This is a genomic window from Bradyrhizobium sp. Pa8, assembly GCF_052588265.1.
Genome location: NZ_CP176767.1, coordinates 7,146,297 through 7,158,907, shown reverse-complemented (window position 1 = coordinate 7,158,907; position 12,611 = coordinate 7,146,297). Strand labels below are relative to the sequence as shown.

General features: G+C 60.9%; 14 protein-coding genes. 7 read left to right on the top strand and 7 right to left on the bottom strand.

Features of this window, described 5'->3' with window-relative positions:
* Window positions 1–96: 96 nt before the first annotated feature.
* Window positions 97–309, bottom strand: coding sequence for a hypothetical protein (locus tag ACKWRH_RS33985; protein ID WP_445217081.1), 213 nt, complete (start codon window positions 307–309; stop codon window positions 97–99).
* A gap of 38 nt (window positions 310–347) precedes the next feature.
* Window positions 348–1,034, bottom strand: a complete 687-nt coding sequence (locus tag ACKWRH_RS33980) for a CBS domain-containing protein (protein ID WP_445217080.1) — start codon at window positions 1,032–1,034, stop codon at window positions 348–350.
* Between the two features lie 138 nt (window positions 1,035–1,172).
* Between ACKWRH_RS33980 and ACKWRH_RS33975 the strand changes: the two genes are divergently transcribed.
* The 4 genes from ACKWRH_RS33975 (at window position 1,173) to ACKWRH_RS33960 (ending at window position 4,293) form a co-directional block, all read left to right on the top strand.
* Complete coding sequence (locus ACKWRH_RS33975; protein ID WP_445217079.1) at window positions 1,173–1,619, top strand: baeRF12 domain-containing protein; 447 nt, start codon at window positions 1,173–1,175, stop codon at window positions 1,617–1,619.
* Window positions 1,620–1,767: 148 nt separating this feature from the next.
* Complete coding sequence (locus ACKWRH_RS33970) at window positions 1,768–2,589, top strand: universal stress protein (RefSeq protein WP_445217078.1); 822 nt, start codon at window positions 1,768–1,770, stop codon at window positions 2,587–2,589.
* Window positions 2,590–2,678: 89 nt separating this feature from the next.
* Window positions 2,679–3,140 carry a CBS domain-containing protein gene (locus ACKWRH_RS33965; RefSeq protein WP_445217077.1) on the top strand — a complete coding sequence of 154 codons (462 nt, stop codon included), beginning with the start codon at window positions 2,679–2,681 and terminating at the stop codon, window positions 3,138–3,140.
* Between the two features lie 40 nt (window positions 3,141–3,180).
* Complete coding sequence (locus ACKWRH_RS33960; protein WP_445217076.1) at window positions 3,181–4,293, top strand: OpgC domain-containing protein; 1,113 nt, start codon at window positions 3,181–3,183, stop codon at window positions 4,291–4,293.
* Window positions 4,294–4,348: 55 nt separating this feature from the next.
* Here ACKWRH_RS33960 and ACKWRH_RS33955 read toward each other — a convergent pair whose 3' ends face one another.
* The 5 genes from ACKWRH_RS33955 to ACKWRH_RS33935 all read right to left on the bottom strand — a co-directional run bounded on the left by ACKWRH_RS33955 (window position 4,349) and on the right by ACKWRH_RS33935 (window position 10,775).
* The gene (locus ACKWRH_RS33955; RefSeq protein ID WP_445217075.1) at window positions 4,349–5,944 is read right to left on the bottom strand and encodes an MBL fold metallo-hydrolase; all 1,596 of its coding nucleotides are present in this window, start codon (window positions 5,942–5,944) and stop codon (window positions 4,349–4,351) included.
* The gene (locus tag ACKWRH_RS33950; RefSeq protein ID WP_445217074.1) at window positions 5,941–6,861 is read right to left on the bottom strand and encodes a ribose-phosphate pyrophosphokinase; all 921 of its coding nucleotides are present in this window, start codon (window positions 6,859–6,861) and stop codon (window positions 5,941–5,943) included. Before ACKWRH_RS33950 ends, ACKWRH_RS33955 begins: the two co-directional genes overlap by 4 nt.
* Complete coding sequence (locus ACKWRH_RS33945; protein WP_445217073.1) at window positions 6,858–8,390, bottom strand: thymidine phosphorylase family protein; 1,533 nt, start codon at window positions 8,388–8,390, stop codon at window positions 6,858–6,860. The genes ACKWRH_RS33950 and ACKWRH_RS33945 overlap by 4 nt, the downstream gene beginning before the upstream one ends.
* 188 nt (window positions 8,391–8,578) lie before the next feature.
* Window positions 8,579–9,274: a helix-turn-helix domain-containing protein gene (locus ACKWRH_RS33940; protein ID WP_445217072.1), complete on the bottom strand. Its 696-nt coding sequence runs from the start codon at window positions 9,272–9,274 to the stop codon at window positions 8,579–8,581.
* A 613-nt stretch (window positions 9,275–9,887) separates the two neighbouring features.
* The gene (locus ACKWRH_RS33935) at window positions 9,888–10,775 is read right to left on the bottom strand and encodes an MBL fold metallo-hydrolase (protein ID WP_445217071.1); all 888 of its coding nucleotides are present in this window, start codon (window positions 10,773–10,775) and stop codon (window positions 9,888–9,890) included.
* Window positions 10,776–10,869: 94 nt separating this feature from the next.
* Here ACKWRH_RS33935 and ACKWRH_RS33930 point away from each other — a divergent pair, with 94 nt between their 5' ends.
* The 3 genes from ACKWRH_RS33930 to ACKWRH_RS33920 are packed head-to-tail and all read left to right on the top strand — an operon-like array spanning window position 10,870 to window position 12,581.
* Window positions 10,870–11,199, top strand: coding sequence for an ArsR/SmtB family transcription factor (locus ACKWRH_RS33930; RefSeq protein ID WP_445217070.1), 330 nt, complete (start codon window positions 10,870–10,872; stop codon window positions 11,197–11,199).
* 24 nt (window positions 11,200–11,223) lie between these two features.
* Window positions 11,224–11,772 carry a rhodanese family protein gene (locus ACKWRH_RS33925; RefSeq protein ID WP_445217069.1) on the top strand — a complete coding sequence of 183 codons (549 nt, stop codon included), beginning with the start codon at window positions 11,224–11,226 and terminating at the stop codon, window positions 11,770–11,772.
* Between the two features lie 29 nt (window positions 11,773–11,801).
* A complete protein-coding gene (locus ACKWRH_RS33920; RefSeq protein ID WP_445217068.1) occupies window positions 11,802–12,581 on the top strand; it encodes a sulfite exporter TauE/SafE family protein in 780 nt (259 codons plus the stop codon).
* The last annotated feature ends 30 nt before the right edge of the window (window positions 12,582–12,611 follow it).

Below are 12,611 nucleotides of genomic sequence, written 5' to 3'. Positions count from 1 at the left end.
GTCTTGTGGATGTGACACAGTCGTCCGCGTCAGTCCGGCAGTCTCGTGGTGACTGAGCGCGATTGGTTGAGAATAGCGAGATCTCGCAAATCGCCCTCAAGAAGGAAAGTCGGCCGGCTTCACGTCGATGCGATCGGCGTGAAGTGACCAGTCTCGAATTGCGCGCTCCTCGCAGAAGCTCCTCTTCGCCAGCAAGGCTGCTTCCGTCTCGTCGTGCGCTTCGACGTCAATTGTGCGCTGGCACGCCTCGCAAGGCTGGCCCTGGTCGCCAAATACATCTTTTATGAAGCGGACCACAAAATGTGCCATGCATACCTCGTTGTGTAATCCAAAATATCTGCATTGCGTCAATAGACGAAGACTGGTGTCTCGAGCAGGTGATCATTCACCGTTACGACACCGGGAATGGCCTCGGCCGCTACGCGGATGGCTGAGCGTTCGGCCGCAGATGGCGCAAAGCCCCATAAATCGACGATGCCATTCTGCACGGTCGCGTTCAGGTTGAACGTGTGCGTCCAAGGCTGTTTCTTGAGCTCGTCGAGCAGCTTCCTCTTGATGATCGAATCGGGAAGCGAGATATCGAGCGCCGGCTTTGCGCTCGCGATCGCCTGAAGCAGGTTGGCTCGGCTGACGATTCCGACGAGCTGCCCTTGTTCATTGACGATCGGCACGCGTTTGATTTGGTTCGCTTCGAGCAGCATGGCGATCTCGTGCAGCGGCGTCTCGGGCGCAGCGGTTACGACGTCGCGCGTCATTATGTCGTTTACCATGACCGCATGCGATTTGACGTAGTCGGTTGCCAGTTGAGCATCGCCGGTCAAAGCGCGCAGCCACCAGGAGTAGGACCGTTCGGTGCCGGCTTCGGCTCGATGCATCAGATCGCCTTCGCTCACGATCCCAAGGATTTTGTTGTCTGCATCGACGACGGGCACCGCGCTGATGCGTCGAGCAAGCAGGAGTTGCGCGATCTCGCGGACGGTGGCGTTGGCGTCGACGGTCAAAACGGGGGAAACCATCACGTCTCGTGCCTGCATGACAACCTCCCTTACAATCGCTCGGGTTCGAATTGTCGTGGCATCTTGCCCGATCGCGAGCGGTCGAGATTGATCGGGATCAAGCGACACGACCTGCGGAACGGTAAGAATTATCGTCCCTCGAGGGAGGAGATCCGAATGACCAAGATACCGCATCGTGCCGTGGTGTTCGTCGGCGACGGACGAAAGGCGCTTTTCCTTCGTAACGAAGGCCACGAGAAGTTCCCGGACTTGCAGGTGGAAGCCGTCTTCGAGGACCAGAATCCGGCGGCTCACGACCAGGGAAGCGATCGTCCAGGCCGGGTGAGCAATGCCTCGCAATCGGGGCAGAGAAGCGCGGTGGAGATGACCGACTGGCATGAGCTCGAGGAGCGCCGCTTTGTGAAGCAAGTGGCGGCTGCGGCGGAACGCATTGTACGCGGCGAGCCGTCGACCGTACTGATCATCGTCGCTCCACCCCGCACGCTGGCGGCGCTTCGGTCGGATTTTCACCCTGATGTGAAACGACGGATCGTGGCGGAGCTTGCCAAGGACCTTACCAGGCATCCGGTCGGCGACATCGAAAAGCATCTGCTGGACGAGTAGGGCAGGCCGCGTGGGAGCGGCCTGCTTGAGGCGCTTCCGACTACAGGCGATCCGGACAGTCGACCATTGTTTCGCTTGATATGCATCAAGCCTGGAAGCGGCCGGATGCAGGATAAGAGCACATCGCCTGAGCTAACGGAGTTCGGACATGTCTTTCGCCAGCGTCATGGTCTACGTCGATCCAGAGCAGCAGGAGGAAGGGCAGATTGCAGTCGCGGAGGGCGTCGCGAGCGGATTTGGGGCGTCCATCCTCGGTGTCTCGGCGATTGCAACAGAGCCCCTGATTGTTGCCGAGGGCGTGATCATCCAGGAAACGACAGCCGAGGATCTCGAGCGCATACGGGCAGCGCTGTCAGCCAAGGAGGCGTGGTTCAGACGGATTGTTCGTCTGCCAAGCGAAAAGGTTGAATGGCGCTCGGCGATCGGTTTCCCGACCGAGTTTCTGGCTGAGCAAGCCAGGGCCGCTGACCTTATCGTCGTTAAGCGCAAGCAGCTCAGGACCAACTACCCTCGCTATCTGGACTCTGCCGGTGCCATGCTGCGGATGGGCCGTCCCACGCTTTCAGTGCCGGAAGGTGTGACGCAACTGGCAGGCGATCGCATCGTGGTCGGCTGGAAGGATACCCGGGAAGCGCGCCTTGCCGTTCGCGAGGCCTTGCCGTTTTTAACCCGGGCCTCGAAGATCACGATAGCTGAGATCTGCACTTCGGATGAACAGGACGCGGCGCATGCGCGAGTCCGCGATGTCGCCAACTATCTCAAAAAACACGGCGCGAGTTGCGAGCACGAAGTTCGTGTACATGCAACGGAGTCGGATGCCGGTTATCTCGTTCGCTTGGCCGCGGACGTCGGCGCCGATCTCATCGTTGCGGGAGCCTATGGACATAGCCGATTGGGCGAGTGGATATTCGGCGGCATGACACATAGCCTTTTGCAACAGGCGCCAGTCTGCTTGCTGATGGCCCACTAGGCCGCGATGCTCCTTCTATTCAGGTCGACTGATGGCCGCTCAATAGCGCGATCAAGAGGACCGAGGCGCGGTTCCGATGGAGAGAAGCAATGCGGGCGTCAGATATCATGCGGACCTCGTTCGCAACGGTGAAGCCGGAGACGCCGCTGCTAGAGGCCCTCCATCTCCTACTCGAGACCAATCAACGTGGCCTGCCGGTTCTCGATGATGGAGGGGCTTTGGTCGGCATCGTTGCCGAAGGCGACTTCCTTCATCGCCGCGAGTTGGGCGTCAGTTATCCCGAGGGGTTCTGGCTCGAATGGCTACTGGGGAAGCAGGAAGGTCAGCTCGTCAGTGAGCGAACGAGGGGACTAGGGGTCGATGCAGTCATGAGCCGTCATCCCGTTTGCGTCGACGAGAACGCGACGATCGAGGCGGTCGTCAAGGAAATGGATATGCACCAGATCTCGCAGGTGCTGGTGCTGCACGACAGGCAGGCCGTCGGTATCGTCGGCCGGATGCAGATCCTCACAGCGCTGGAGAGGTGTCTTAGAGAACCTGGAAAGCCTTAAGGGAATAGGATCAGCTGAGCGGGGGCTTCGAATACTTGCGATGGGTCCACTCGACAATATGCCAGACCGGGACATTCGGCTCGATGCCTGCAGAGGGGTTGCGCTCTGGTTTGTCTTCATCAATCATATCCCGGGGAATATCTGCAGTTGGCTTACGTCGAGCCATTATGGGTTCAGCGACACCACTGAAGTCTTCATGTTTGTCTCGGGGCTGACGTGCGCGATGGCATATGGACGCGTGCTCCGAAGCACCGGGTCTTGGGCGACAATCTGTCATACGGTTCGACGAAGCTGGGAGATTTATGCTGCATTTCTGCTGCTGACGCTGTTTCTGGTCGTCGCCGTTCATTGGATGGATGCCGAACTCGCAGACGATGAAAATGTGGCGATCGTCCTGCAGCAACCGGGAGAGGCGCTGTCGCGTGCGGCGATCCTGCAATACCGGCCCGTCAATACGGATGTGCTGCCGACCTTCGTGCTCTTCCATTTGCTGTTTGCGCCGTTGCTGTTTTTGTTGCTCAGGTGCCCGAATGTCACCTTGGCCGCTTCGGCCCTGCTGTACGGTCTTGTTCAACTATACGGCTGGAACCTCCGGGGATGGCCGACGAACGACTGGTATTTCAACCCGTTCGCCTGGCAATTCCTCGTCACGCTCGGGGGATGGTGGGTGGTCGTGGGGCGCTGGCGGCTAATGCCACTCGTGACGTCACGTCCGGTGATCCTGCTGTCGGCCGCATACCTGATTTGGTCGCTGGCTGTTACGATGAGTTGGATCAACCCGGCTCTCGAGCTCGCGGTTCCTCAGTTCCTGAAAGGGTTGGTCTATCCGATAGACAAGTCGGGTCTCGATCCGCTGCGGCTCATGCATTTCCTTGCGCTTGCGGTCTGTGTCACCAATCTCGTGCCGGCGCATTGGACCGGTTTACGGTCGCGGGCGCTGGTGGGCGCCATTCGTTGCGGAGAGAACTCGCTCGAGGTTTACTGTGTGGGAGTTCTGCTGTCGCTTGTCGCTTATATCTTTCTGAGGACTGTATCCGACGGCGTCGTTGCTCAAGTCATGGTTAGTGCCACCGGGATCGCACTTCTCACAGTCTTTGCGACCGTGTTTACCTGGCTCACCGACCTTGCCGCGCCTCGAATAAGATTGTTCTGACCAAATCTCTCTTCAGTCTTCGCGCAGATTCGAGGCTAGGATCAGCGAGCACCGTTCACGCCCCTTCAAGCGCTCTGCGCAATTTCCGGATGATGACGCCGCGTGATCGATCGTCCGCCGCGGCCTCGATCTGGTCATTGATATCGAGAAGAAGCTTGGACATATCGTTGTGCCAATCGAGGTTGACGACCGCATCGGGAGTGAGCCTGCGGCGGCGAGAGACGTCGATCGGTGTCGGTGCGGCGGTCGATAGTTCGTAGACATCGTCCAGCATCGGCGTGAAAATCTGGGCGGTTGGAACGGTTCGTTCGGCGATCCGGCTCAGAAGGCCTCCGAGCGCGTGCTCTTCCCCGTGCACGATGAACAAACCGCGATGAATGGGGCGGCGCGCGGCTATCCAGCGCGCAAGTTCGGGACCGTCGGCATGCCCGGAGTATTCGTCGATATACCGAATTCTCGCCGCAACCTTGATTTCGTCACCCTGGATCCTCACCGCCTTCGCGCCATCGCGCAGGAAGCGGCCCAGGGTGCCTTGGGCTTGGAATCCTGCGAGCAGGACTGTGCCCTCCCTGCGCCATAACCATCGCTTCAGATGATGGCGGATGCGGCCGGCGTCGCACATTCCGCTGGCGGCAATGATGATGTGAAAGCCGGAGAGCCTGGCGATAGATTTGCTCTCGTCGACGGTTTCCGTGAAGTGCAACTGATTGAACGTAAGAAGTCGGTCCAGATCGACGGTCGGGTCGAGGCTCGCCGCGTTATTCCTGAAGACCTCCGTCGCACGGATCGCCAAAGGCGAATCGAGGAAGATCGGTGCGGTCGGAATCTCACCACGGGCCATCAAGTCGGCCAGATCGACGATCAACTCCTGGGTCCGTTCTACCGCGAAAGCAGGGATCAGCAGCGCGCCGCGCCCGCTGGCGGCATCGCGCACCTCCTGGGCCAGATGCGAGCGACGCAGCGCATGCGTTGTGGACGGGCGGTCGCTATCGCCGTAGGTCGACTCGCAAAACACGTAGTCAAGGCTGGTCGGGCCCTCCGGATCCGGCTCCAGCAGTTTGGCATCCGGGCCGATGTCACCCGACATCAGGACACGCAAGGGCCGCCCGTTACCACCTTGATCTGCGAACTCCAGCTCGATCGAAGCCGAGCCGAGCAGGTGTCCGGCATTCCAATAGCGGGCGCGCACGCCCGGTATCACGGTGTACCAGGCCTGGTATTCGACCGGCCGGAAGGCGTCCAGGGTCGCAATCGCATCGGCTTGCGAGTAGATGGGCGTGACGGCGGCCCGCCCTCGGGTGGCGTTCCGGCGGTTCAGGGCGGCAACCTCCGTTTCCTGGATGTTGCCTGCGTCGGGAAGCATGTAGGAGCAGAGCTCGATAGTGCCGCGCGTCGCCAGGATCGGACCTGAAAGGCCTTCGCGCTTGAGCTTCGGTAGGAGCCCGCTGTGGTCGATGTGGGCGTGCGTCAGTAATACGGCGTCGACATCCCCCGGGCGAAACGGGAACGCACCATAGTTCAGCGCTTTCAGCGTTTTCTGTCCCTGGAACAATCCGCAATCCACCAGGAATCGTCCCTTCGGCGTAACAAAGAGATAGCAGGAGCCGGTAACGGTGCGGGCGGCGCCGCAAAACTGGACGGTAACGCTCATGGGGTGCTCCCAATCTCCGGTATGCCAACCACCTCCCGCCGTAATGCGCGAGCAAGAAGATCGTCGAGGCTGACGGCGTTCGTTGGATGTGGCACGCTGTTGGTGGATCGGACGGCACGGATGCCGGCGCGACCGAACGCCGTCATAAGCGCCGGCGGAAACAGTGCGTGGACGACGATAGCCTCGATAGAAGAGGCTCCTGACGCGGCGATAGCTTCCGCACAGGCGGTAAGCGTCCCGCCGGACGACACGATATCGTCGATGAAGAGCGCCGGACGGTCGACGAACAGCGCCGCATCTGTCAACGCAATCTGTACCGATTGATCACTCCGGCGCACTTTTTGCGCCACGGTGTACGCAAGTCCGAGACGGCCGGCAACGTCGGCCACCCATGATCGCGACTCTTCATCGGGGCCGACCACGACCGTCGTCGGAGCGATTGTCTCGGCACGAAGCAGAGCCTCGATCGCAGGAGCGGCCGACAGATTGTCCGCTTCAATTCCGGGAAAAACGCTGGTGAGGCTCGGCGTGCGATGAAGATGTGCATCAACCGTGATGACGCGATCAAAGATGTTCGCCAGAAGAGCACCGATTGCGCGCTGACTAATCGCCTCACCCGGATGGAACGCCGTGTCCTGGCGCATATAACCGAGATAAGGCGAAACGAGCACGAGCCGCTTGGCTCCGTTGCGTCGCAAGGCCTCCGCTCCGAACAACAGCGCTACCAGCTTTTCATTGGGCTGATTGAGCGAGCAACAAACTATCGTGGTGGCGGCCGCCGGGCCAACAGTTGCCCGCAGCTCTCCATCCGGAAATCGATGTAGGGTAATTTCATGGCCGGCAATACCCAGAGTTTCAGCAAGCCGAGGCCCGAAATGGGTAGAAGTGGGCAGCCATTGAACCGCAGTCCGGATCATCGTGAGGCCTCGGCTTGCGGTTCGATTCGGTAAGCAGAGTCCAACTGAGCCATACCGACAGCAAGGTCGAACCCCGAGGGTTCGAACGCGTGAATGCGATAGAGCGGCTCTCCTTGCTCGACCCGATTGCCGATTTTCTTGAACAATTTGATGCCTGCGCCTTTGTCGAGCGGAGCGCCTGCCGTCCGTGCCAGCCGATTAAGGTGCAAGCAATCGATCGCCGAGACGACACCATCTCTTGCGGCGTGAATGTCCATGGTAAGACTACCGAATTCGCTTGCGGAAGGCGCAGGGCCCTGGGCTTCGATAATCTTCACCATCTGTCGAAGCGCCGCCCCGCTCTCCAGGAGCTCGCTCGCACGCGCATAACCTGCACCGCCGCGCAAGTCAGGGTCACACTCCAGAAGATGGGCGGCAAGGCGTAACGACTTCTCACGAAGATCGCGCGGAGCCTCGGGCTCATTAGCGAGGACTGCCATCACGTCGTGCGCCTCGAGCGCCGGGCCGATTCCGTTGCCGATGGGTTGCCGTCCATCTGTGGTCACGACCTCGACTTCGAGGCCAAAACGATCGCCGACGAACTGAAACAGTTTGCGAAGCCGCATGGCTTGCGATGCGGTCGTGAGCTTGGCGTTGGGTCCCACCGGAAGATCGATGAGAAGATGCGTCGAGCCGGCGGCCAGCTTCTTCGACATAATGGAAGCAACCATCTGCTCGTGCGTATCCAGCGCCAGCGGTCGCTCGACGCTGATCAGAATGTCGTCCGCCGGCGACAGATTGACGTGCCCGCCCCAGGCGAGGCAGCCGTTGCATGACGCGACGACCTCTTTCATCGCCTCGACGCTGAGGTCGACGCGGGCCAGCACCTCCATGGTGTCGGCCGTTCCGGCGGGCGACGTGATCGCGCGCGACGACGTCTTCGGGATTGTCAGGCCGTGGGCGGCCACAATCGGGACCACGATCATGGACGTGCGATTGCCGGGAATGCCGCCAATGCAGTGCTTGTCGACGACGGTCGTTGCCTTCCATCTCAGCTGCGTCCCGGCTCTCGCCATAGCCACCGTAAGAGCGATTAGCTCTCCGGATGTCATGAAATTGGCGGAGCTAACGAGGAACGCAGCGATTTCCATGTCCGAATAGCGATAGTGCACGAGATCATCGACGACTGCGCCGATCTCGGGAGCCTCAAGCGTCTTGCCCTGAATCTTGGCGCGAACTGCGTCCAGACTGGGTGGGGAGGGGGCAGGGGTCACCGCAATATAGCTGCCTGCCGGCTGTCCAAAGCGCCGAAATGCCGGCTCCGCCATGCCAAGCTCGTCGGGCCCGACCAGGCTGTCGTCATCTGTGAGCAGCAATGTCGCCAGTTGCGTCTTCGAGTCGCTGCGCAGCTCGACTCTGGAAAAGCCTCGAAACAGGTCCGGCCGCAGCGCGGTGGACCGGCGGGAGATCACAACGACGTTCTCCCGGCCGGTGTCGAGATTGACACGGCGGGATTTGAGCTGGGCGCGTCCGGATGCTATGTCACTCATCGAGAGGAAGATCTTTGTCGCAGATGCAACAGGGTACCGACGCGACCGAGCGGCATGTTGACCCAGATCATTGTTTGCTCATGGCTGGCCGAATCAGTGAGCCGGCCATAGTGGAAATGGCAAATCAACCGATCTCACTTTGATCAAGCGAGCCGCGAAGATGGCTCGAGCCGAAATGCCAGGTTTTTTTACGCATCCATCTTGCGTAGCCGATCGCGGTTACGCAGTTCGATCTGACGCGCACCGGAAAAGTCGAGAACGCCCTGCACATGGAGCCGAGAGAGCGCGCGCGAGACCGTTTCGAGGGTGAGCCCGAGGTAGTCGCCGATGTCGCGCCGGCACATCGGCAGCGCCATCATGCCGGTGACGGAAAGACGCCGGTCCATATCCAGAAGGAAATTCGCAATCCGCTCCAATGCGTTCTTGCGCCCGAGGAGCAGCATATGATTTTCCGCCCGCTTCAACTCACCGGCGGTCATGATCCAAAGCTTGCGGGCAACGCTGACGTCGGCGCTTGCGGCCTTTTCAAGAGAGTTGCGCTTGATAAGGCGTACCGTCGTATCCACGATAGCCTCAGCAGCGAGCCGGTGAACCGAGCTGGCTTCCAGTCCGAAAACGTCGCCGGGCAGGTGGAATGCACCAATCTGACGACGTCCGTCTGACAAAAGCTTGTAGCTGCGCACCGCGCCGGACGTCACCTGGTAGACGTATTCGGCCGGCTCATCCTCGCCGAATATCTCCTCGTCCTTCTTGTAAGTGAACTCGCTGGCGACCAGGCCGACATGGCCGGTAATGCCCGCGAATTGGTCGGAGACGTGGTTGGGGGCAGGTGCAATCTTGTTAGCAGCGATCCGCGTGATGGTGGTGGGGGCGCTTGTGAGCATCGGCCATCTCCCTCGTGATCGACAGACAGTATGTGACCCCATTCAGGAATGATATTTCGCAGGAAACCCTAAGGAGAACTACGTACTCGTCCTATGGTGCCGGAGCGGAGCGGTATAGCTGCCAAGCAGCAATCAGCCACCTGCGTCCGGGACGATACGGTCGCGCTACGTGCCATCAGCAAAGGCGAAAACGCCCATCGGGCTGCAATCATAGCCTGCGAGAACGTTCCAGGTGTTCGAGAGATGGACGACCGCCTTTGTCTCCAGCCGTCGATCCCGACCCGGAGGACGACTACGGCGGAGGCGATTTCGTGTCGCTGTAGACGGAGCCGTCTACGCCGGACCACGACCGCTGTAACCCCTTGCGCCATCGCGGCGACGTTCGAGCGGTTCGATTGGCAATGTATCCGCATTGATCCGCGTCAAATTGAAGGCATCGGATGCGGCCTAACGTGCGATCGCGAGCGGAGCAGCGATCATGTTTCCGCCAATCTTGCTCCACCGCCATTTTTGGGGCCACAAGACGACATCCTTCTTTCGCGCACGTCCGTCGACGACTAGAGCGAAAGAGGCGTCGCAATGAGAGTTTCAGACGATAGCGGCTGGCCTGCGCTTAAACGCAGGTCTCCGCTCCTCCCTTCAGCGTAACGGGAATACTGAGATAGCGTACGCCGTTGGCTTCCGCCGGTGGGAATTTGCCGGCGCGGATGTTCACCTGGATGGAGGGCAGCAGCAACCGCGGCGCCGAGAGCTTGGCGTCGCGCGCCTTGCGCATGGCCACAAACTCATCCTCCGTGACGCCCTCCTTGACCTGGACGTTCTTCTCGTGCTCTTCGCGCACCGTCGTCTCCCAGGCGTAGATGTCGCGGCCGGGAGCCTTGTAGTCGTGACACATGAAAAGCCGCGTCTCTTGCGGCAGCGCCAGGAGCCGCTGGATCGATCGATAGAGCTTGTGCGCGTCGCCACCGGGGAAATCGGCCCGAGCCGTGCCGTAGTCCGGCATGAACAGGGTGTCGCCGACGAACACGGCATCCTCGATCTTGTAAGAGACGTCGGCAGGCGTGTGCCCCGGCGTATAGATCACCTCCACGTCGAGTTCGCCGATCTTGAAGCGCTCGCCGTCCCGGAAGAGCCGGTCGAAGTCGCTGCCGTCGGTCTTCAGGTCCGTGGCGTTGAATATTGGCCGGAAGATGCGCTGCACGTCCTTGATGTGCTCGCCGATGCCGATTTTGGCGCCGGTCTTCGCCTTGATGAAAGGGGCGCCCGAGAGGTGGTCGGCATGGGCATGCGTCTCGAGCACCCATTCGATCGTGTAGCCCGCCTCTTCGGCGGTCTTCAGCATGGACTCGACCGAGCGCGTGTCCACCTCACCCGAACTGTGGTCGTAGTCGAATACCGGGTCGATGATGGCGGCTCTCTTGGTCGCCGGATCGGCAACCAGATAGCTCACCGTGTTGGTCGGCTCGTCGAAGAACGCTCGGATGATCGGTTGTCCTGACATGGCTTGAACCTCCTGGATGTCACCTGTTCCGCTGCTCTTGACAAATATATTAGCAATATCTAAATTAGCAATACCTTAAATAAGGTAGCGGCCAATGGCCTCCCGGGCCTTCGATCTGGAGACTTTCGAAAAGCAGGCGGTCGAGGTCGCCGGCATTTTGCGCGCGCTCGCCAACGAGCGTCGGCTGATGATCCTGTGCCAGCTCGTCGAATGTGGCGAGAGCAACGTGAGTGCGCTCGCGGAAGCCGTAGGGCTATCGCAATCGGCACTGTCGCAGCACCTCGCGAGGATGCGCGAGGAGGGCCTCGTCGCGTTTCGGCGCGAAAGCCAGACGCTCTGGTACCGCATCGCCGATCCGCGCATCGAGCAACTCTTTGCCACGCTGCACAGGCTGTTTTGCAAGCCCACCAAGGCGAAGAACTAATTCAGGAAAGTAGAGGAGCTAATCATGTCACTACCCACAATCAAGCCAGCCGAGGCGCGTCGCCTTCTCGACAGCGGCGCCGTCCTGATCGACATCCGCGAAGCCGATGAGCACGCCCGCGAAAAGATCCCGGGCGCGCGGCACTTTCCCTTGTCGAAGCTCGACGAGGCAGATGTCGCCTTGCATCAGGGCAGGCCGGTCATCTTTCACTGCAAAAGCGGCGCGCGCACTCAGGCCAACGCGCCCCGGCTCGCGGCGAAGCTTGGCGAAACCTGCGAAGCTTTTATCGTCGAAGGCGGACTCGACGCCTGGCGCAAGGCGGGCCTGCCGGTCGTGAACGACCGGCGCCAACCGCTGGAGCTTCAGCGCCAGGTACAGATTGGGGCCGGCAGTCTTGCTGTCGTGGGCACGCTGCTCGGGCTCTTCGTGTCGCCCTGGTTCTTCGCGGTGCCGGCCTTCGTCGGCGCCGGGCTGCTCACGGCCGGCCTCACCGGCTTTTGCGGCATGGCCCGCATTCTCATGCGCGCGCCTTGGAACCGCAGCGTCTACGGCTCGCCCACACGGGCCGGATGACAGCGGTTTGAAATGAGGAGTAGCCCACTATGCTGGCGCTGACCCAAGGCGCGCTCGGCCTCGTCTCTGGCTCGTTGGTCGGATTTTCGCTGGGGCTGGTTGGAGGCGGCGGCTCGATTTTGGCCGTGCCGCTCCTCGTCTATCTGGTCGGCGTGTCGGATCCGCATGTGGCGATCGGCACCAGCGCGATCGCCGTCGCGGCGAACGCTGCCGCGAACCTCGTCAACCACGCCCGCGCCGGCAACGTGAAGTGGCGCTGCGCCTCCGTATTCGCAGTCGCAGGCGTGGCCGGCGCCTTCCTCGGCTCTACCCTCGGCAAGATCGTCGAGGGCCAGAAGTTGCTCGCGCTGTTCGCCACCGTCATGATGGTCGTGGGCGCGCTGATGCTGAAGGGCCGCTCCGGCATGGGTGAGCCATCGGTCCGGCTCAACCGCGAGAACCTGCCGAGGCTTCTCGCCTCAGGGCTCATCACGGGAGCTTTGTCCGGCTTCTTCGGGATCGGCGGCGGCTTCCTGATCGTGCCGGCACTCATCGCTGCCACCGGCATGCCGATCCTCTACGCGGTTGGCTCCTCTCTCGTGGCGGTGACCGCCTTTGGGCTGACGACGGCGGCCAACTACGCCCTGTCCGGCCTCGTCGATTGGTATCTTGCCGCGTTGTTTGTCTGCGGCGGAGTTCTCGGGGGGCTCTTTGGCGCCCGCTCGGCCAGCTCCCTCGCCGAGCGCAAAGGTACGTTGAACACCGTGTTCGCGGCGCTCATATTCGCGGTGGCGATCTATATGCTGGTTCGCAACCTTGGCCTGACGTGATTGGACAATGGGCGAAGGTCGCAACGTCGA

Excerpts from the sequence above, each read along its gene's own strand:
- ACKWRH_RS33920 (WP_445217068.1), top strand. The coding sequence starts at position 11,802 with ATGCTGGCGCTGACCCAAGGCGCGCTCGGCCTCGTCTCTGGCTCGTTG.
- ACKWRH_RS33965 (WP_445217077.1), top strand. The coding sequence starts at position 2,679 with ATGCGGGCGTCAGATATCATGCGGACCTCGTTCGCAACGGTGAAGCCG.
- ACKWRH_RS33955 (WP_445217075.1), bottom strand. The coding sequence starts at position 5,944 with ATGAGCGTTACCGTCCAGTTTTGCGGCGCCGCCCGCACCGTTACCGGC.
- ACKWRH_RS33930 (WP_445217070.1), top strand. The coding sequence starts at position 10,870 with ATGGCCTCCCGGGCCTTCGATCTGGAGACTTTCGAAAAGCAGGCGGTC.
- ACKWRH_RS33960 (WP_445217076.1), top strand. The coding sequence starts at position 3,181 with ATGGGTCCACTCGACAATATGCCAGACCGGGACATTCGGCTCGATGCC.
- ACKWRH_RS33940 (WP_445217072.1), bottom strand. The coding sequence starts at position 9,274 with ATGCTCACAAGCGCCCCCACCACCATCACGCGGATCGCTGCTAACAAG.
- ACKWRH_RS33925 (WP_445217069.1), top strand. The coding sequence starts at position 11,224 with ATGTCACTACCCACAATCAAGCCAGCCGAGGCGCGTCGCCTTCTCGAC.
- ACKWRH_RS33975 (WP_445217079.1), top strand. The coding sequence starts at position 1,173 with ATGACCAAGATACCGCATCGTGCCGTGGTGTTCGTCGGCGACGGACGA.
- ACKWRH_RS33980 (WP_445217080.1), bottom strand. The coding sequence starts at position 1,034 with ATGCAGGCACGAGACGTGATGGTTTCCCCCGTTTTGACCGTCGACGCC.
- ACKWRH_RS33970 (WP_445217078.1), top strand. The coding sequence starts at position 1,768 with ATGTCTTTCGCCAGCGTCATGGTCTACGTCGATCCAGAGCAGCAGGAG.
- ACKWRH_RS33935 (WP_445217071.1), bottom strand. The coding sequence starts at position 10,775 with ATGTCAGGACAACCGATCATCCGAGCGTTCTTCGACGAGCCGACCAAC.
- ACKWRH_RS33945 (WP_445217073.1), bottom strand. The coding sequence starts at position 8,390 with ATGAGTGACATAGCATCCGGACGCGCCCAGCTCAAATCCCGCCGTGTC.
- ACKWRH_RS33950 (WP_445217074.1), bottom strand. The coding sequence starts at position 6,861 with ATGATCCGGACTGCGGTTCAATGGCTGCCCACTTCTACCCATTTCGGG.
- ACKWRH_RS33985 (WP_445217081.1), bottom strand. The coding sequence starts at position 309 with ATGGCACATTTTGTGGTCCGCTTCATAAAAGATGTATTTGGCGACCAG.